General features: G+C 67.0%; 17 protein-coding genes. 16 read left to right on the top strand and 1 reads right to left on the bottom strand.

The features are described from left to right. The first annotated feature begins 82 nt into the window (after positions 1-82). The 12 genes from ACGRVM_RS02580 (at position 83) to purF (ending at position 12,266) form a co-directional block, all read left to right on the top strand. The gene (locus ACGRVM_RS02580; RefSeq protein ID WP_377170025.1) at positions 83-1,075 is read left to right on the top strand and encodes a phosphoadenosine phosphosulfate reductase; all 993 of its coding nucleotides are present in this window, start codon (positions 83-85) and stop codon (positions 1,073-1,075) included. Between the two features lie 60 nt (positions 1,076-1,135). After that, on the top strand, positions 1,136-2,191 hold the full coding sequence (gene pyrC / locus ACGRVM_RS02575; protein ID WP_377169001.1) for a dihydroorotase: 1,056 nt from the start codon (positions 1,136-1,138) through the stop codon (positions 2,189-2,191). A gap of 52 nt (positions 2,192-2,243) precedes the next feature. Next, positions 2,244-2,918 carry an orotate phosphoribosyltransferase gene (locus ACGRVM_RS02570; protein WP_377169003.1) on the top strand — a complete coding sequence of 225 codons (675 nt, stop codon included), beginning with the start codon at positions 2,244-2,246 and terminating at the stop codon, positions 2,916-2,918. A 177-nt stretch (positions 2,919-3,095) separates the two neighbouring features. Beyond that, complete coding sequence (locus ACGRVM_RS02565) at positions 3,096-4,610, top strand: replicative DNA helicase (RefSeq protein ID WP_377169005.1); 1,515 nt, start codon at positions 3,096-3,098, stop codon at positions 4,608-4,610. A 57-nt stretch (positions 4,611-4,667) separates the two neighbouring features. Next, entirely contained in the window at positions 4,668-5,705 is a 1,038-nt protein-coding gene (gene alr / locus ACGRVM_RS02560; protein WP_377169007.1) for an alanine racemase, read from the top strand. Beyond that, complete coding sequence (locus ACGRVM_RS02555; RefSeq protein WP_377169009.1) at positions 5,702-6,487, top strand: MlaE family ABC transporter permease; 786 nt, start codon at positions 5,702-5,704, stop codon at positions 6,485-6,487. The genes alr and ACGRVM_RS02555 overlap by 4 nt, the downstream gene beginning before the upstream one ends. Next, positions 6,484-7,230, top strand: a complete 747-nt coding sequence (locus ACGRVM_RS02550; RefSeq protein WP_377169011.1) for an ABC transporter ATP-binding protein — start codon at positions 6,484-6,486, stop codon at positions 7,228-7,230. The genes ACGRVM_RS02555 and ACGRVM_RS02550 overlap by 4 nt, the downstream gene beginning before the upstream one ends. Before the next feature lie 175 nt (positions 7,231-7,405). Further along, positions 7,406-8,161: a DNA repair protein gene (locus ACGRVM_RS02545; protein WP_377169013.1), complete on the top strand. Its 756-nt coding sequence runs from the start codon at positions 7,406-7,408 to the stop codon at positions 8,159-8,161. A 48-nt stretch (positions 8,162-8,209) separates the two neighbouring features. Beyond that, a complete protein-coding gene (gene radA, locus ACGRVM_RS02540) occupies positions 8,210-9,577 on the top strand; it encodes a DNA repair protein RadA (protein WP_377169015.1) in 1,368 nt (455 codons plus the stop codon). Between the two features lie 25 nt (positions 9,578-9,602). Beyond that, on the top strand, positions 9,603-10,223 hold the full coding sequence (locus tag ACGRVM_RS02535) for a CvpA family protein (protein ID WP_377169017.1): 621 nt from the start codon (positions 9,603-9,605) through the stop codon (positions 10,221-10,223). 19 nt (positions 10,224-10,242) lie between these two features. Next, positions 10,243-10,689, top strand: coding sequence for a DMT family transporter (locus ACGRVM_RS02530; RefSeq protein WP_377169019.1), 447 nt, complete (start codon positions 10,243-10,245; stop codon positions 10,687-10,689). 98 nt (positions 10,690-10,787) lie between these two features. Continuing rightward, positions 10,788-12,266 carry an amidophosphoribosyltransferase gene (purF, locus tag ACGRVM_RS02525; protein WP_377170027.1) on the top strand — a complete coding sequence of 493 codons (1,479 nt, stop codon included), beginning with the start codon at positions 10,788-10,790 and terminating at the stop codon, positions 12,264-12,266. Between the two features lie 14 nt (positions 12,267-12,280). On the opposite strand, the gene ACGRVM_RS02520 is transcribed toward purF, so the two are convergent. Beyond that, positions 12,281-12,862, bottom strand: coding sequence for a GNAT family N-acetyltransferase (locus tag ACGRVM_RS02520; RefSeq protein WP_377169021.1), 582 nt, complete (start codon positions 12,860-12,862; stop codon positions 12,281-12,283). A gap of 184 nt (positions 12,863-13,046) precedes the next feature. On the opposite strand from ACGRVM_RS02520, the gene ACGRVM_RS02515 reads away from it, so the two are divergent. From ACGRVM_RS02515 to ACGRVM_RS02500, 4 genes are all read left to right on the top strand, one after another. Continuing rightward, positions 13,047-13,685, top strand: a complete 639-nt coding sequence (locus tag ACGRVM_RS02515; protein WP_377169023.1) for an SDR family NAD(P)-dependent oxidoreductase — start codon at positions 13,047-13,049, stop codon at positions 13,683-13,685. A gap of 83 nt (positions 13,686-13,768) precedes the next feature. Continuing rightward, positions 13,769-14,551 carry a 5'/3'-nucleotidase SurE gene (gene surE / locus ACGRVM_RS02510; RefSeq protein ID WP_377169025.1) on the top strand — a complete coding sequence of 261 codons (783 nt, stop codon included), beginning with the start codon at positions 13,769-13,771 and terminating at the stop codon, positions 14,549-14,551. Then, positions 14,548-15,207, top strand: a complete 660-nt coding sequence (locus ACGRVM_RS02505) for a protein-L-isoaspartate(D-aspartate) O-methyltransferase (protein ID WP_377169027.1) — start codon at positions 14,548-14,550, stop codon at positions 15,205-15,207. Before surE ends, ACGRVM_RS02505 begins: the two co-directional genes overlap by 4 nt. 69 nt (positions 15,208-15,276) lie before the next feature. Next, entirely contained in the window at positions 15,277-16,476 is a 1,200-nt protein-coding gene (locus ACGRVM_RS02500) for a peptidoglycan DD-metalloendopeptidase family protein (RefSeq protein ID WP_377170030.1), read from the top strand. Positions 16,477-16,558: the final 82 nt, after the last annotated feature.

Raw genomic sequence — 16,558 nt, 5'->3', positions numbered from 1 at the left:
AATTTCGCCTGAATTGAGGACTAGCTTGACCTTGAACACGCGCAATTTCGGCGCGGCGCCGCCCGTCATCGAGGACAAAGCCATGCAAGACGCGTCCAATTCGTCCCCCACGCCCCTGACGGGGCTCGACGGGCGCGACGCGTGGCTCGACAAGGCCGCCGAGATCGCGGGCGAGGACGGCTATGTCGAGCGGCTGGGTGCGCAGCATGCGGCGATCTTCATCGAGGACAAGCCGACGCTTCTCGTCACCTTCGAGACGCATCAGGCCATCGAGGAGCTGTCGCGCGACGCGCATCCGCTCGGATGGGACATCGCGCGCGCGCTCGGGTGGTCGCATCTCTGCCTTGTGTCGGACGGCGACACATGGTTCCGCGACAAATCGGTCTACGGCTATTTCGACCGACTGATCGACGACGGCTTCTTCGAGGATTTTGAGCAGGTCATCTTTTATGGCTCGGGCTCCTGCGGCTATGCGGCGGCGGCCTTTTCCGTGGCGGCGCCCGGCGCGCGCGTCGTCGTGCTGAACCCCCAGGCGACGCTCGATCCGCGCATCGCCGAATGGGACGATCGCTTCCGTGACATGCGCCGCACCTCCTTCACCGATCGCTACGGCTATGCGCCCGACATGCTCGACGCGGCCAGGGAAGCTTTCGTGATCTACGATCCGGCGGAGCCACTCAACGCAATGCACGCCGCCCTTTTCGCGCGCCGTAACGTGACGCTGTTCCGGATGCGCCATATGGGGCGCGATCTGCAAAAGAGCCTCATGCGTGTGCAGATCCTCTTCCGCATCCTCGCCCAGCTGAGCGCGGGCAAGCTCGACCGGCTCGGCCTCGCCCGGCTCTACCGGGCGCGCCGGCGCGATGGCGGCTATCAGTTCCGCCTGCTTGAACAGCTCAAATCGCCGCTGCGGCCTTATCTTCTGGTCCTCCTCGCGCGCAAGGTGCTCGAGCAGCGCAACGCCCGGCCCTTCCGCAAGGCGCTCGACGCGGCGCGCCGCCATGCCGAGGAAGAGGGCCTGCGCCTGCCGCCCGGAAGCGATACGGAAAAGGCGACGGGCGACGCCGAGGAGTGAGCGCGGAGCGCGGCGGCAAAGCTCTGGCGCGGCGCCGCCGGCTCGTGTAAGCCCCGCGCCATGAGCACCATAGATCATCTGACCCTGCGCCGCCCCGACGATTGGCATCTTCACCTGCGCGACGGCGACATGCTGCGCGCCGTCCTGCCCTGGACCGCGCGCGACTTCGCCCGCGCCATCATCATGCCGAACCTCGTGCCCCCGGTCGTGACCGGCGCCGATGCCGAGGCCTACCGCGCCCGCATTCTTGCGGCGCTGCCCGAGGGCGCGGATTTCACGCCGCTCATGACGCTCTATCTGACCGAGGCGACGGAGGCCGAGGATGTCGCGCGCGCACATGCCTCGGGCCTCGTCACGGCGGTCAAGCTCTACCCCGCCGGGGCCACCACCAATTCCGCGAGCGGCGTCACCGATTTCGCGCGCGTGCAGGGCGTGCTCGAACGGATGGCAGAGATCGGCCTGCCGCTCTGCGTTCATGGCGAGGTGACGGACCCCGCCGTCGACATCTTCGACCGCGAGGCGGTCTTCATCGACCGCGTGCTCGATCCGCTGCGCCGCCGCGTGCCGGGTCTCAAGGTGGTCATGGAGCATATCACGACCTCGCAGGGCGTCGATTACGTGAAGGCCCACCCGGAACATCTCGGCGCGACGATCACGACGCATCATCTGGTCATCAACCGCAACCACATCCTCGCGGGCGGCATCCGCCCGCATTACTACTGCCTGCCCGTGGCCAAGCGCGAGGAGCATCGTCTCGCCCTGCGCGCCGCCGCCACCTCGGGCGACGCGCGCTTCTTTCTGGGCACCGACAGCGCGCCGCATACCGATCCGGCCAAGCTGCAACCCTGCGGCTGCGCGGGCTGTTTCACCGCGCCCAACACGCTGCCCATTCTCGCGCATGTCTTCGAGGAGGAAGGAGCGCTGGGTCAGCTCGAAGGCTTCGCCTCGCTGAACGGTTCCACCTTCTACGGCCTGCCGCCGAACGAGGCGCGGATCACGCTCACCCGCGGCGCGCCCGACCTGCCCGGCCAGATCGAAACACCGGACGGCCCCGTGACGGTCTTCGATCCCGGCTTCGTTCCGAATTGGCACGTCTCCGCCCGTTCTTCTTGCTGAAAATATCCTCGCCGAAGGCGATATCCGACACGCATCACCAAGGACCGCACCCATGATCCCCAGCACCTACCCTTCCGCCGACGAGATCGCCCGCCTCACCGCGCGCATGCTGCTGGAGATCGGCGCCGTTCATTTCAATGCGAAAGAGCCCTACATCTATTCCTCCGGCCTGCCCGGCCCCACCTATATCGACTGCCGCAAGCTCATTTCCTATCCGCGCATCCGCAGCACCTTGATGGATTTCCTGGCCATCACCGTCATGCGCAACGCCGGGTTCGAGGCCTTCGACAACGTCGCGGGCGGCGAGACGGCGGGCATTCCCTTCGCCGCGCTGATGGCCGAGCGGATGGCGCTGCCGATGACTTATGTGCGCAAGAAGCCCAAGGGCCACGGGCGCGGCGCGCGGATCGAGGGCACGATGACCGAAGGCCAGCGCGTGCTTCTGGTCGAGGATCTGACGACCGATGGCGGCTCCAAGATCGGCTTCGTCGACGCCATCCGCGAGACCGGGGCGCGCTGCGCGCATACGGCCGTGATCTTCTATTACGGGATCTTTCCGGACACCCAGAAGACGCTGGGCGATCATGGTGTGACGCTCCATCACCTCTGCACATGGTGGGACGTGCTGTCCGAGGCGCGCGCGCAGGGCACCTTCGACGACGCGACGCTGGCCGAGGTCGAGGCCTTTCTCAAAGCGCCCCGCGCCTGGCAGGAGGCGCGCGCCTGAGCGCGTTGTTTTTTCGCCACGTCGGGCGCGCCGCGCCACCAGATGTTGACATGAATGCCTTTCGCGCCGCAATATGCAGTGCAGCTTGGCGCCGCGCAATTATCCACAGACTTATACCATTTGCCCCGGCGCCTGCCCTGACTGTATGAGCAGGGCCGAGCAGCCGGGGACCGCATCATGAACGAGATCACCACCTTCAACGCGACCGGGGCCGCGGCGGGTGCCGAGGTGCAAGCCGCCGACACGATGCCCCATTCGATCGAGGCCGAGCAGCAGCTTCTGGGCGCGATCCTGACGAACAACGATGTCTTCGACCGCATCGCCAGCATCATCGGCCCGCAGCATTTCTACGATCCGGTCCATGCCCGCATCTTCGAGACCGCCGCCGCCCGCATCGCCAAGAACAATCTCGCCTCGCCGGTGACGCTCAAGGCCTTCATGGAGGAGGACGAGGGTCTGAAGGAGCTGGGCGGTCCGGCCTATCTCGTCAATCTGGCGGGCGCCGCGATCTCGACCTATGCCGTGCGTGACTACGCGCAGATGATCTACGATCTCGCCATTCGGCGCGAGCTCATCAATCTGGGGCACGATATCGCCGGCAAGGCCGCGCGAATGGATGTTGACAGCGAGCCCAAGGACCAGATCGTCGAAGCCGAGCAGATGCTCTACAAGCTGAGCGAACAAGGCCAAACTGAAAGTGGATTTCAAAGCTTTCTCAAGGCGGTATCGGATGCGGTTAATGTCGCCAACGCCGCCTATCAGCGTGAGGGCGGTCTCGCCGGCGTCTCCACCGGCCTCATCGACATGGACAAGAAGCTGGGCGGCCTGCACAAGTCGGACCTTCTGATCCTCGCCGGGCGTCCCTCGATGGGCAAGACGTCGCTCGCCACCAACCTCGCCTTCAACATCGCCAAGGCCTACCGGCGCGGCACGCGGCCCGACGGCACCGAAGGCGCGATCGAGGGCGGCGTCGTGGGCTTCTACAGCCTCGAGATGAGCGCCGAGCAGCTCGCGGCGCGCGTCCTTTCGGAGGCTTCCGAAGTGCCGTCCGAGCAGATCCGGCGCGGCGACATGACCGAGGGCGAATTCCGCCGCTTCGTCGATGCCGCCAAACAGCTCGAATCCTGCCCGCTCTATATCGACGACACGCCCGCCCTGCCCATCAGCCAGCTTGCGGCGCGCGCGCGGCGTCTGAAACGGACCCACGGCCTCGACGTCTTGATCGTGGACTATCTCCAGCTCGTGCGCGGCACCGGGCGCAGCGAAAACCGCGTGAACGAGATTTCCGAGATCACGATGGGTCTCAAGGCCATCGCCAAGGAGCTCGATATCCCCGTCATCGCGCTCTCGCAGCTCTCGCGCCAGGTCGAGAGCCGCGAGGACAAGCGCCCGCAGCTCAGCGATCTGCGCGAATCGGGCTCGATCGAGCAGGATGCCGACGTGGTGATGTTCGTCTTCCGCGAGGAATATTACGTCGAGCGCGAGAAGCCCTCGGACGACAAGCTCGAGGAAATGGCGGCGTGGCAGGAGCGGATGGAGCGCCTGCACGGCAAGGCCGAGGTCATCATCGGCAAGCAGCGCCACGGCCCCATCGGCACGGTCGAACTGAGCTTCGAGGGGCGTTTCACGCGCTTCGGCAATCTCGTGCAGCCCTGGCAAAACGGTGGCGGCGGCGGCGATCAGGATTTCTGACGCGCACCGCGCCGCTTTGGCCTTGACCCTGCCCGCGCCCGTGTCACAACGCCGCCCATGAGCACAGCCATCCTCACCGTCGATCTGAACGCGCTCGTCGCGAATTGGCAGGTTCTGGCCGCGATGAGCCGCGCCGAGACGGCGGCGGTGGTCAAGGCCGACGCCTACGGCCTCGGCGCCGCGCGGGTGGGCCGCGCGCTGGCCCGGGCGGGCGCGCGCACGTTCTTCGTCGCCGTCGCCGAGGAAGGCGCGAGCCTGCGCCAGGCGCTCGGCCCCGGCCCGGTCATCTATGTGCTCTCGGGCCATATGGCGGGCGATGCCGACATGCTGAGCGACATGGACCTGTGTCCGGTGCTCAATTCGCTCGACCAGATGATCCGCCATCTCGAGGCGCTGCCGGGGCATCCCTTCGCGCTCCAGCTCGATACGGGCATGAACCGGCTCGGCATGGAGGAGAGCGAGTGGTCCGCCGTGCGCGATATCGCCGTCGCGCAGGGGCCGCAGCTCATCATGAGCCATCTTGCCGCATCCGAGATCCCCGGCGACGAGGCGAACCGCAGCCAGCTTGCCCTCTTCCGCGAGATGACCGCCGGTCTCGATTGCCCGCTGAGCCTCGCCAACACGGGCGGCGTTCTGCTCAACCGTGCCTATCATTTCGACGTGACGCGCCCGGGCATCGGGCTCTACGGCGGGCGGCCCTTCGCCGATGCCCGCCCGGTGGCCACGCTCGACATTCCGGTGATCCAGTGCCGCGACGTCGCGCCGGGCGAGGCCGTGGGCTATAACGGGACATGGATCGCCAAGCGGCCCAGCCGCATCGCCACGATCGGTGCGGGCTATGCCGACGGCATCTTCCGCGCCCTGTCGCCGCGCGGCGCGGTCTGGGCGGACGACATGCGCTGCCCGCTCGCGGGGCGCGTGTCGATGGATCTGATCGGCGTCGATGTGACGGATCTGCCGCACGATCCCAAAACGCTCTCGCTCATGGGGCCGGATCAGGGTATCGACGACGTGGCCGATGCCGCGGGCACGATCGGCTACGAGATCCTCACCGCGCTCGGAGCGCGCTATACAAGGCGATACACGGGCGGATGACGACGATCCTGCATCTTCTGGCGCTTCTCGGGCGCGCCGCGCTCGGCGCGCTCGCCGGCACCGGGCGCGTTGCGATCTTCGCGGGCGAGACGGTCTCGCATCTTCTGCGCCCGCCCTTCTACGGCCGCGAGTTCATGCAGGCGCTGGTCCAGATCGGCTGGCTCTCCCTGCCCGTCGTCGGCCTTACCGCGCTGTTCACCGGCGGCGCGCTGGCGCTTCAGATTTATGCGGGCGGCGCGCGGTTCAACGCCGAGACGGTCGTGCCGTCCATCGTCGCCATCGGCCTCACGCGCGAGCTTGGCCCCGTTCTGGGCGGGCTCATGGTGGCGGCGCGGGTGGCGAGCTCCATCGCTGCCGAGATCGGCACGATGAAGGTGACCGAACAGATCGACGCGCTGACCACGCTCAGCACGAATCCGATGAAATATCTCACCCTGCCCCGCGTGCTGGCCGCGACGCTCGCCGTGCCGCTCCTCGTGGGTGTGGGCGACATCATCGGCATCATGGGCGGCTTTCTCGTGGCCATCGGGCGGCTCGACTTCAACGCGGCGACCTACATGCACAACACGCTCGACTTCCTGACGGCGTGGGACGTCATCAGCGGCATGATCAAGGGCGCGGTCTTCGGCTTCATCGTGGCGCTGATGGGCTGCTATTGCGGGATGAATTCGGGCCGGGGTGCACAGGGCGTGGGCCGCGCGACCAAGGCAGCCGTCGTCGCCGCCTCGGTGCTGATCCTCGCCAGCAACTACGTGCTGACGGAGGTGTTCTTCTCGGCATGATCAACCTCAGCGGCGTTCATAAATCCTTCGGCTCGAACCACGTCCTGCGCGGCGTCGATCTGACCATCGAGAGCGGCACGTCCATGGTCGTCATCGGCGGCTCGGGCACCGGCAAGTCGATCCTGCTGAAATCCATCCTCGGCCTCGTGACGCCCGACAGCGGCACGATCACGCTCGACGGCGCGGATGTGACCAAGGGCGACCGCGATGCCTTCCTCGCGCGGTTCGGCATGCTCTTTCAGGGCGGCGCGCTCTTCGACTCGCTGCCCGTCTGGCAGAACGTGGCCTTTCGCCTGATGCGCGGCGCGCTCAAGCGCCCGCCCGCCGAGGCGCGCGAGATCGCCATCGAGAAGCTGCGCCGCGTCGGCCTCACGCCCGAGCAGGCCGACAAGTTTCCCGCCGAGCTGTCGGGCGGCATGCAAAAGCGCGTGGGCCTCGCCCGTGCCATCGCCGCCGAGCCGGAGATCATCTTCTTCGACGAGCCGACGACGGGCCTCGATCCGATCATGTCGGGCGTCATCAACGATCTCATCCGCGAGATCGTGACGGAAATGGGCGCGACCGCCATGACGATCACCCATGACATGACCTCGGTGCGCGCCATCGCCGACAACATCGCCATGCTGCATGACGGCGTGATCCAATGGACCGGCCCGGTCGGGCAGATGGACGCCTCGGGCGATCCCTATCTCGATCAGTTCATCCACGGGCGCGCGACCGGCCCCATCGAGGCGGTGCGCTGAGCCGCGCCGCGCCGCACGCCATTGTCCCTTGCCGCGAAACAACCGGTCGAAATCCGGGCAATTCGGTCACGTGGCGCGCCTGATCGGTCGATTTTTCATTATTCCCTTCGTGTTGCGCCTCAATCGGCATAATATCGCCGACAGGTTGAACGAGGCTATTGTCTGGGGGGATAAGATGCCGGCTCACACCAAACCCGCGCTCAAGCTGGCGCAGGCGATGCTGCAACGGATCGCCTTCGCGGTGATCGTGGTCGCGACACTCACCTTGATACTCGCAAGCGTGCTCGCCGCGCTCGGGATCTGGCCCTGGCTCGAGTTCAGCGTGCGGCTCGGCGATCGGGACTACGCCCATGCCGGACAGGTCTTTCAGATCGGCGTGACGCTTCTTGCCGTCATGCTTTGTTTCTTCCTGCCGTCGAACGCGCGCATCATGAAGCTCGAGAATTCGCATCGCCGTTTTGCGATCAACATGGAGGACGTGGCGCGCGCCTATGCGCTGGCGCATGCCGCCGACCGCTCGGGCGCCTTCGGTATCCATTCGGAATTCGACGCCGTGCGCGCGCGCCTCGCGCATCTCAACGAGCATCCCGATCTCGGCACGCTCGAGCCCGCCATGCTCGAGGTGGCGGCGCAGATGTCCTATCTCAGCCGCGAGCTGGCCGAGACCTATTCCGACGAGAAGGTCGCGCGCGCCCGCGCCTTCCTGATCCAGCGCCAGCAGGAAATCGAGGCCTTCGAGGCGCGGCTCGAGAAGGCCAAGCTGGTCTGCCAGGAACTCAAGCACTGGGCGGCGCGGGTCGATCTGGACGAGAGCGTCGCGCGCAGCCAGCTCGGACGGCTCAAGGAGGATCTCAAGACCGTCCTGCCCGAGCTGGGTGGCGGCGCGCCGCATCGCGGCCTCGTCGATGTCACCAAGACCGCCGCGGAATGACGCGAACGGGCATTTGACTGCCCCTCCAAGCTGGGGCATGAGCGGCGCATGGCAAAGAACCAACCCTCCTTCACCTGCACGGCCTGCGGCGCGGTCCATTCCAAATGGTCGGGGCGCTGCGACGCCTGCGGGGCGTGGAACACGATCGAGGAGGATGTGGGCCTGAGCGCCGGCCCCGCCGCCAACTCTTTGGGCGCGAGCCGTGGCAAGGGCATGACGCTCTCCGATCTGTCGGCCCGTGAGGCGCCGCCGCCGCGCACCGGATCGGGCATGGACGAGCTCGACCGCGTGCTGGGCGGCGGCCTGGTGCCGGCCTCGGCCATCCTCGTCGGCGGCGATCCGGGCATCGGCAAGTCGACGCTTCTTCTACAGGCCGCAGCCAGTTTCGCGGGCCGCGGGCTCAAGATCATCTACGTCTCGGGCGAGGAGGCGAGCGCGCAGGTGCGCATGCGGGCCACGCGGCTCGGCCTCGGCGGCGCGGATGTCAAGCTCGCCTCCGAGACGAACCTGCGCGACATCCTGACGACGATGGAGGCGGAAAAGCCCGATCTCGTCATCATCGACTCGATCCAGACCATGTGGCTCGACACGATCGGCAGCGCGCCCGGCAGCGTCAGCCAGGTGCGCGCCGCCGCGCATGAGCTGACCAGCTTCGCCAAGCGGCGCGGCGTGAGCGTCATCCTCGTCGGCCATGTCACGAAGGACGGCCAGATCGCCGGCCCCCGCGTGGTCGAGCACATGGTCGATACCGTGCTCTATTTCGAGGGCGAGCGCGGGCACCAGTTCCGCATCCTGCGCGCGGTCAAGAACCGGTTCGGCCCTGCGGATGAGATCGGCGTCTTCGAGATGACGGGCGGGGGCCTCGCGCAGGTGGCGAACCCCTCGGCCCTGTTTCTGGGCGAGCGCGGCACGCCCTCGCCGGGATCGGTCGTCTTCGCCGGGATCGAGGGCACGCGGCCCGTCTTGTGCGAGCTTCAGGCGCTTGTTGCGCCCTCGCCGCACAGCCAGCCGCGCCGCGCCGTGGTGGGCTGGGACGGCGCGCGCCTGTCGATGATTCTGGCGGTGCTGGAATCGCGCGTCGGCATCCCCTTCGCGGGGCTCGACGTCTATCTCAACGTCGCGGGCGGCATGAAGATCACCGAGCCTGCGGCGGATCTTGCCGTCGCCGCCGCGCTCATGTCTGCGCGGGAAGACGCCGCCCTGCCCGCCGATACGGTCGTTTTCGGGGAAATCAGCCTCTCGGGCGCGCTGCGTCCGGTGGGACAGACCGAAAACAGGTTGAAAGAAGCCGAAAAACTTGGTTTCACGGCGGCAATCCTTCCCGAGGGCGGAAAATCCGGCGGGAAGAGTGGTCTGAGACTGACGCGTGCGGCGGACTTGACCGGTTTCGTGGGTGACATTTTCGGCGCGGGATAGCACGCGCATCAGGATCGGGGCGGCAATGGACGGATTTACCATCATCGACGGCGTTGTGGCGCTCGTTATCGTGCTGTCGGCGCTTCTGGCCTACAGCCGTGGCTTCGTGCGCGAGGCGCTGGCCATCGCGGGCTGGGTCGTCGCGGGCATGCTCGCCTTCATCTTCGCGCCGCAGGTGGAGCCGCTGGTCAAGGAAATCCCGATGATCGGCGACTTCATCGCCGATAGCTGCGAGCTGAGCATGATCGGCGCCTTCGCCCTCGTCTTCGCAGTCGCGCTCATCGTCGCATCCTTCATCACGCCGCTCTTTTCGTCGCTCGTCCAGCGCTCCGCGCTCGGCGGGCTGGATCAGGGCCTCGGCTTCGTCTTCGGCGTCGCGCGCGGCGTGCTTCTCGTGGCGATCGCCTATTTCGTCTACGACACGGTCGTGACGGGCCAGGATATCCAGATGATCGACGACAGCCGCTCGGCCCGCGTCTTCGGGCAGATGACCGGCAAGATCGAGGACGGCAATCCCGAGCAGGCCCTGGGCTGGATTACCGCACAATACGAAGCGCTGGTCGGCAATTGCGACGGCGGCCCGGTCGAGACCGGCATCGATGCCCCCGAAGGCACGACCATCGCTCCGGCGGAGCCTGCGCAGTAACTGCCGGGATGAGAACGACGTGAACAACCAGATCCTTGTCGCGACGATCCTGATGGCCGTCGCGGGCGCGATGGTCGCGGCGCAAGCGCCGATCAACGCGGCGCTCGGGCGCGGGATCGGCAGCCCCATCGGGGCCGCCACCGTGTCCTTCGGGGTCGGCTTCGCGATCCTTCTGGTGGCGACATTCCTCATCGGCGAAGGCGCGAGCCTCGCGCGCATCGGACAAGTGCCCGCCCTTTTGCTGATCGGCGGCGCGCTCGGCGCGGTCTATGTCTTTGCCGCGCTCTGGAGCGTGCCGATCCTCGGCGTCGTGACCACCGCATCGCTCATGATCTTCGGGCAGATGGGCGCCGCGCTCCTTCTCGATCATCTCGGCGCGTTCGGCGCGGCGCAGCATGCCATCAATCCGATGCGCGTGCTGGCCGCCGCGCTGGTCGGAGCGGGCGTGGTGCTGTCGCGCTGGTAGTCACTTCCCCGAGATCATGCCGTGACACGGGCGCCATCAGTCCTTATGTGTGACGCATCTGTGAAAACCGGATTCGGAGCGCCGCTTTGACCAAACTCATGCCTCCCGCCCATCCCTTCGACACATCCTATCTGCGCGATGCGGATGATGGCGACAAGCTGAAGGAGGAGTGCGGCGTCTTCGGCGTGATCGGCGTGCCCGACGCGGCCAACTTCACCGCGCTCGGTCTTCACGCGCTTCAGCATCGCGGACAGGAAGCCGGCGGCATCGTCAGCTACGACGCGACGGCGGGGTTCAACAGCGCCCGCCGCTTCGGCTATGTGCGCGACAACTTCACCAAGCAGAGCCTGATGGAGACGCTGCCGGGCGAACTGGCCATCGGCCATGTGCGCTATTCCACCTCGGGCGGCAAGATGCCGGTGATCCGCGACGTGCAGCCCTTCTTCGGCGAATTCTCGATGGGCGGCGCGGCGATCGCGCATAACGGCAACATCACCAACGCGATGGCGCTCCGCAAGGAGCTGATCGAGCGAGGCAGCATCTTCCAGTCGAATTCCGACTCCGAGTGCATCATCCACCTCATGGCCCGCTCGCTCCAACGCACCATCCCCGAGCGGATGGAGGATGCGCTGCGCCGGGTCGAGGGCGCCTTCTCGGTCGTCGCGATGACCCGCACCAAGCTGATCGGCGTGCGCGATCCTCTGGGCGTGCGCCCGCTGGTGCTGGGCCAAGTCGGCGACGGCTGGGTGCTCAGCAGTGAAACCTGCGCGCTCGACATCATCGGCGCCAAGTATATCCGGGAGATCGCGCCGGGCGAGCTGGTCGTCATCACCAAGAGCGGCGTCGAGAGCCATCATCCCTTCCGCAAGCAGAAATCGCGCTTCTGCATCTTCGAGCATGTCTATTTCAGCCGCCCCGACAGCATCATCGGCGATCGCAGCGTCTACGAGACGCGCCGCCAGATCGGTGTGGAGCTGGCCAAGGAAAGCCCTGTCGAGGCGGATATCGTCTGCCCCGTGCCCGACTCGGGCGTGCCCGCCGCCATCGGGTTCAGCCAGCAATCGGGCATCCCCTACGCGATGGGCATCATCCGCAACCAGTATATGGGCCGCACCTTCATCGAGCCGACCGAGCAGATCCGCAATATGGGCGTGCGCCTCAAGCTGAACGTGAACCGCGCCCTGATCGAGGGCAAGCGCGTGATCCTCGTCGATGACAGCGTGGTGCGCGGAACGACCAGCCGCAAGATCCGCGAGATGATCCTCGATGCGGGCGCCGCGGAGGTGCATTTCCGCATCGCCTCCCCGCCCACCGCCTGGCCCTGTTTCTACGGCGTCGACACGCCCCAGCGCGACAAGCTTCTGGCCGCGACGATGAGCGAGGAGGAGATGCGCCAGCATCTCGCCGTGGACAGCCTCAAGTTCATCTCGCTCGACGGCATGTATCGTGCCGTGGGCGAGGCCGAAGGGCGCAATGCGAAATGCCCGCAATATTGCGATGCCTGCTTCTCGGGCGAATACCCGGTGCGCCCGTCGGACCAGATCGAACAGGGGTTCGAGCTGAAGGCGGCGGAGTGATCGGCGCAGGTGACTCACTCCGACCGGCGCGGCAGCCATGGACCTAGCGGGAAAACCGCCCTGAAATAGCCATGAGGATCTCCATAGACCTCTTCGAAGACGGACATGGGCGTCGGCCAAGGCGGCTGTAGGGTCGCCTCAACATCGCCGATGTAGAAAATCAATTCGGCTTCATGCTTGCGCGCGAGGCTCTGCATCCGTGCATTTTCGCGCAAGCAAAGCATGTGCACCTTATTGATGCCGCGGTTCTGCGCGGCCGCTATAACCCGGCCAAGAAGCGCGTCCCCGATGCCTCCGTCCTGCCAGTCGGGCTCGACAAGCAAGGCGATCTCGGCCTGCTTCGGCCACATGCCAAGAATGCCGCGTAGTTCCGCAACGCCGCGCAACCCGCCATCGGGGAAAGCCCCGAAAATCACGGAGTCGATGGAGAGCGCCTGCGCCGCGTAATCGGTCACGAAGCTGTCCGAGACGGGGCCGCCAAACCTCATGTGGCGCGTCTGGGTGTCCAGCCGTTGAAAATGCTCGATCAGGATCGTGCTGTCAGCGCTCCATAGCCGCCGAATATCAAAGGCTGTGGGGGCAGGCTTCGAGCGCATCACATACACCTCGCGGCTTATGAAGCCATGATTGCTGGCCTCGTCACCTCCCTCCGAGAAACCTAGTGCTGCACCGCAGCACTGTCCAGCGCCGGCGATGCTCGGCAGGCCTGGGACGGCCTACAGCCTGCGGGCGCCTCCGCCCCTCTTGACGCCGCCGCGCGCCGGGTGCACACCCGCGGCCATGACACAAGTAGCCCTCATCACAGGCGCCTCGCGCGGCCTCGGCGCGGCGCTCGCTCTCGAGCTTTCGGCCTCGCATCATGTCGTCGCCGTCGCGCGCACCACCGGCGCGCTCGAGGAGCTCGACGACCGCATTCAGGCCGCCGGCCATTCGGCCACGCTCGCGCCGATGGATATCACCAACGTCGATGCGATGCGCCAGCTTTGCCGCAGCATCCATGACCGCTGGGGACGCATTCATTTCTGGGCGCATACCGCCATCCACGCGGCGCCCCTCTCGCCCGCGATGCATATCGACAGCCGCGATTGGGACAAGTCCGTCGCCACGAACATGAACGCGATGGGCCATCTCATCCCCTTCATCGCGCCGCTTCTGGGCGAGGACGGTCAGGCCATGTTCTTCGAGGATTTCAAGGCCGGCGAGAAATTCGCGGGCGCCTATGGTGCGACCAAGGCCGCGCAGATCGCGCTCGCCCGCTCCTGGCAGGCCGAGAGCGCCAAGCACGGCCCCAAGGTGCATATCGTCAGCCCCGCCCCCATGGCGACGGCGACCCGCGCGCGCTTTTACCCCGGCGAGGACCGCGAGAGCCTCGCCGATGTCCAGAGCGAAGCCCGCAGGCTGCTGTCGCTGGTCGGCTAGGCGCGCGCCTGCGCCCGCCGAGGCTTGCCCGCCACGGCCCGTGTCGATAGACACGGCGCAAGGTCACTGTTGGAGGCGGTTTCTTGCGCATACTCATCACGAATGACGATGGCATCAACGCGCCCGGCCTTGCGGTCCTGACCGAGATCGCCGAGGCGCTGGCCGGCCCCGAGGGCGAGGTCTGGTGCGTCGCGCCCGCCTTCGAGCAATCGGGCGTCGCGCATGCCATTTCCTACACGCAGCCGATGATGGTCAGCGAGATGGCCCCGCGCCGCTATGCCGTGCAGGGCAGCCCCGCCGATTGCGTGCTGGCGGGCCTTCACGACATCCTCAAGGGCAACCCGCCCGATCTGGTCCTCTCGGGCGTCAACCGGGGCAACAACGCCGCCGAGAATGCGGTCTATTCCGGCACGCTCGGCGCCGCGATGGAGGCCGCGCTGAACGGCATCCGTGCCATCGCGCTCAGCCAATTCTACGGCCCCGCCAACAAGGATCTCGGCGACACGTTCGAGGCCTCCCGCGTTCACGGTCTCGGCACGGTGCAGCGGCTACTGGACAAGGGCGTCTGGACGGATGACGATTACGGCATCTTCTACAATGTGAATTTCCCGCCCGTCCCCGCCAGCGGAGTGAAGGGTCTCAAGGCCGCGCCGCAAGGCTTCCGGCGCGACATGGGCTTCGGCGTCGAGCCGCATCTGTCGCCCTCGGGGCGCCGGTTCCTGTGGGTCACGGGCGCGCCGCAGCAGCAGCCCACCTCGCCCGGCTCGGACGCGGCGGTCAATCTCGACGGCTATATCTCGGCCACGCCGATGCGCGCGGACCTGACCGCGCATGACATCCTGGAGCGGCTCAAGGCGATCGAATGACCATGCCCGAGGACGATCCCGCCGAACGCAAGATGCAGTTCCTCTTCGCGCTCCGCTCGAAGGGGATCACCGAAAGCCGCGTGCTCGACGCGATGGAGCGGATCGACCGCGGCCCGTTCATCCGCGGCTATTTCGCCGACCGCGCCTATGAGGACATGCCACTGCCGATCGCCTGCGGGCAGACCATCAGCCAGCCTTCGATCGTGGGCCTCATGACGCAGGCGCTGAAACTCAGCGGGCGCGACAAGGTACTCGAAGTCGGCACCGGCTCGGGGTATCAGGCGGCGATCCTGTCGCTGCTGGCGCGGCGCGTCTACACGGTCGACCGGCATCGCCGCCTCGTGCAGGAAGCGACCGAGATCTTCCGCGCGCTCGATCTGACCAACATCACCGCGCTGACCGCCGATGGCAGCTTCGGGCTGCCCGAGCAGGCGCCCTTCGACCGCATTCTCGTCACCGCCGCCGCCGAGGATCCGCCCGGACCGCTCTTGGCCCAGCTCAAAATCGGCGGTATCATGGTCGTGCCGGTCGGCCAGTCCGACACGGTGCAGCGACTGATCCGCGTCACGCGGCACGAGGGCGGTTTCGACTATGACGAATTGCGCCCCGTCCGCTTCGTTCCGCTGATCGAGGGGCTGGGTCGCGACACGGCCTGAGAGCCGCGCGGAGACATGAGGCGAATGGTCCGCGACAGGCGCGGGACGAAACACGAGGACGAGACCGATATGAGCAGCCAATCGCGCCCCCATACGCGCCGCACCCGCCTGAGCGTCCTCATGGCCGGAAGCTGCGCCCTCGCCCTGTCGGCCTGCGGCGACACGATGGATTTCGACCTGCGCGGTCCCATCGGCGGGCTGGATACCGCCCCGGCGGCGCGCACCGCGACGGCGGACCGCCCCGAGCCCGACGCGCGCGGCATCATCTCCTATCCCGGCTACCAGGTCGCGGTGGCGCGGCGCGGCGACACGCTCTCGAGCCTCGCGCAGCGCATCGGCACCGACGCGAACGAGCTGGCGCGCTACAACGGCATCCAGCCCTCCGATCCGCTCCGCCAGGGCGAGGTGATCGCCCTGCCCGGCCGCGTGGCCGAACCTGCCGGCGGCCCGATCCAGCCGGGCGGGAGCGATATCACCCAGATCGCGGGCGCCGCGATCGACAATGCCTCGGCCAGCCAGATCCAGACGAGCAGCCTCGAGCCCGCCGAGCGCCAGAGCGGCGCCGAGCCGATCCGCCACAAGGTCGCGCGCGGCGAGACCGCCTATACCATCGCGCGCCTCTATGACGTGTCGATCCGCAGCCTCGCCGAGTGGAACGGGCTCGGCTCGGATTTCTCGGTGCGCGAAGGGCAGTATCTCATCATCCCCGTCGCCCTTCCGGGCGAGCGCCGCGCGGGCTTCGATGCAAATGATGTGCCCGCAACGCAGCTTCCGGGGGCCGGCACGCCCACGCCCGAGCCGCCGAGCGCCGCCAAGCCGCTGCCCGAGGAGGACACCGTCCCCGCCGCCGTGGCCAAGGAAGAGCCGAAAGAAGCCCCCGATCTCGGCCAACAGCAGACGACCGCCTCGGCGCCCAAGGCGCGCATGAGCTATCCGGTCGTCGGCGATATCGTACGGCCCTACGCGAAAGGCAAGAATGACGGCATCGACATCGCGGCCAGCCCCGGCACGCCCGTCAAGGCCGCAGATGGCGGCACAGTCGCGGCCATCACCAAGGACACGAAGGGCACGCCGATCATCGTGGTCAAGCACGCCAACAACCTGCTGACCGTCTATTCGAACGTGGACAATGTCTCGGTCAAGACGGGCGACGCGGTGAGCCGTGGGCAGGCGATCGCCAAGATCCCGTCGAGCGGCCCCGCCGCCGTGCATTTCGAGGTCCGCAACGGCTTCGACAGCCTCGATCCGATCCCCTATCTCACCGAATAGACAAGCGGAGCAGACAAGCAAAACGGGCGCCGGCATCCTCTGCCCGCGCCCGTTTGCCTTGAATGCCCGCAAATCCCGCCGC

Origin of the sequence: Roseovarius aquimarinus (genome assembly GCF_043661195.1) — a bacterium.
GTDB lineage: Bacteria > Pseudomonadota > Alphaproteobacteria > Rhodobacterales > Rhodobacteraceae > Roseovarius > Roseovarius aquimarinus.
The sequence above is the reverse complement of the archived record's forward strand: the minus strand, read 5'-3'. Positions and strand labels throughout refer to the sequence as shown.

Excerpts from the sequence above, each read along its gene's own strand:
- ACGRVM_RS02580 (WP_377170025.1), top strand. The coding sequence starts at position 83 with ATGCAAGACGCGTCCAATTCGTCCCCCACGCCCCTGACGGGGCTCGAC.
- pyrC (WP_377169001.1), top strand. The coding sequence starts at position 1,136 with ATGAGCACCATAGATCATCTGACCCTGCGCCGCCCCGACGATTGGCAT.
- ACGRVM_RS02570 (WP_377169003.1), top strand. The coding sequence starts at position 2,244 with ATGATCCCCAGCACCTACCCTTCCGCCGACGAGATCGCCCGCCTCACC.
- ACGRVM_RS02565 (WP_377169005.1), top strand. The coding sequence starts at position 3,096 with ATGAACGAGATCACCACCTTCAACGCGACCGGGGCCGCGGCGGGTGCC.
- alr (WP_377169007.1), top strand. The coding sequence starts at position 4,668 with ATGAGCACAGCCATCCTCACCGTCGATCTGAACGCGCTCGTCGCGAAT.
- ACGRVM_RS02555 (WP_377169009.1), top strand. The coding sequence starts at position 5,702 with ATGACGACGATCCTGCATCTTCTGGCGCTTCTCGGGCGCGCCGCGCTC.
- ACGRVM_RS02550 (WP_377169011.1), top strand. The coding sequence starts at position 6,484 with ATGATCAACCTCAGCGGCGTTCATAAATCCTTCGGCTCGAACCACGTC.
- ACGRVM_RS02545 (WP_377169013.1), top strand. The coding sequence starts at position 7,406 with ATGCCGGCTCACACCAAACCCGCGCTCAAGCTGGCGCAGGCGATGCTG.
- radA (WP_377169015.1), top strand. The coding sequence starts at position 8,210 with ATGGCAAAGAACCAACCCTCCTTCACCTGCACGGCCTGCGGCGCGGTC.
- ACGRVM_RS02535 (WP_377169017.1), top strand. The coding sequence starts at position 9,603 with ATGGACGGATTTACCATCATCGACGGCGTTGTGGCGCTCGTTATCGTG.
- purF (WP_377170027.1), top strand. The coding sequence starts at position 10,788 with ATGCCTCCCGCCCATCCCTTCGACACATCCTATCTGCGCGATGCGGAT.
- ACGRVM_RS02520 (WP_377169021.1), bottom strand. The coding sequence starts at position 12,862 with ATGCGCTCGAAGCCTGCCCCCACAGCCTTTGATATTCGGCGGCTATGG.
- ACGRVM_RS02515 (WP_377169023.1), top strand. The coding sequence starts at position 13,047 with ATGACACAAGTAGCCCTCATCACAGGCGCCTCGCGCGGCCTCGGCGCG.
- ACGRVM_RS02505 (WP_377169027.1), top strand. The coding sequence starts at position 14,548 with ATGACCATGCCCGAGGACGATCCCGCCGAACGCAAGATGCAGTTCCTC.
- ACGRVM_RS02500 (WP_377170030.1), top strand. The coding sequence starts at position 15,277 with ATGAGCAGCCAATCGCGCCCCCATACGCGCCGCACCCGCCTGAGCGTC.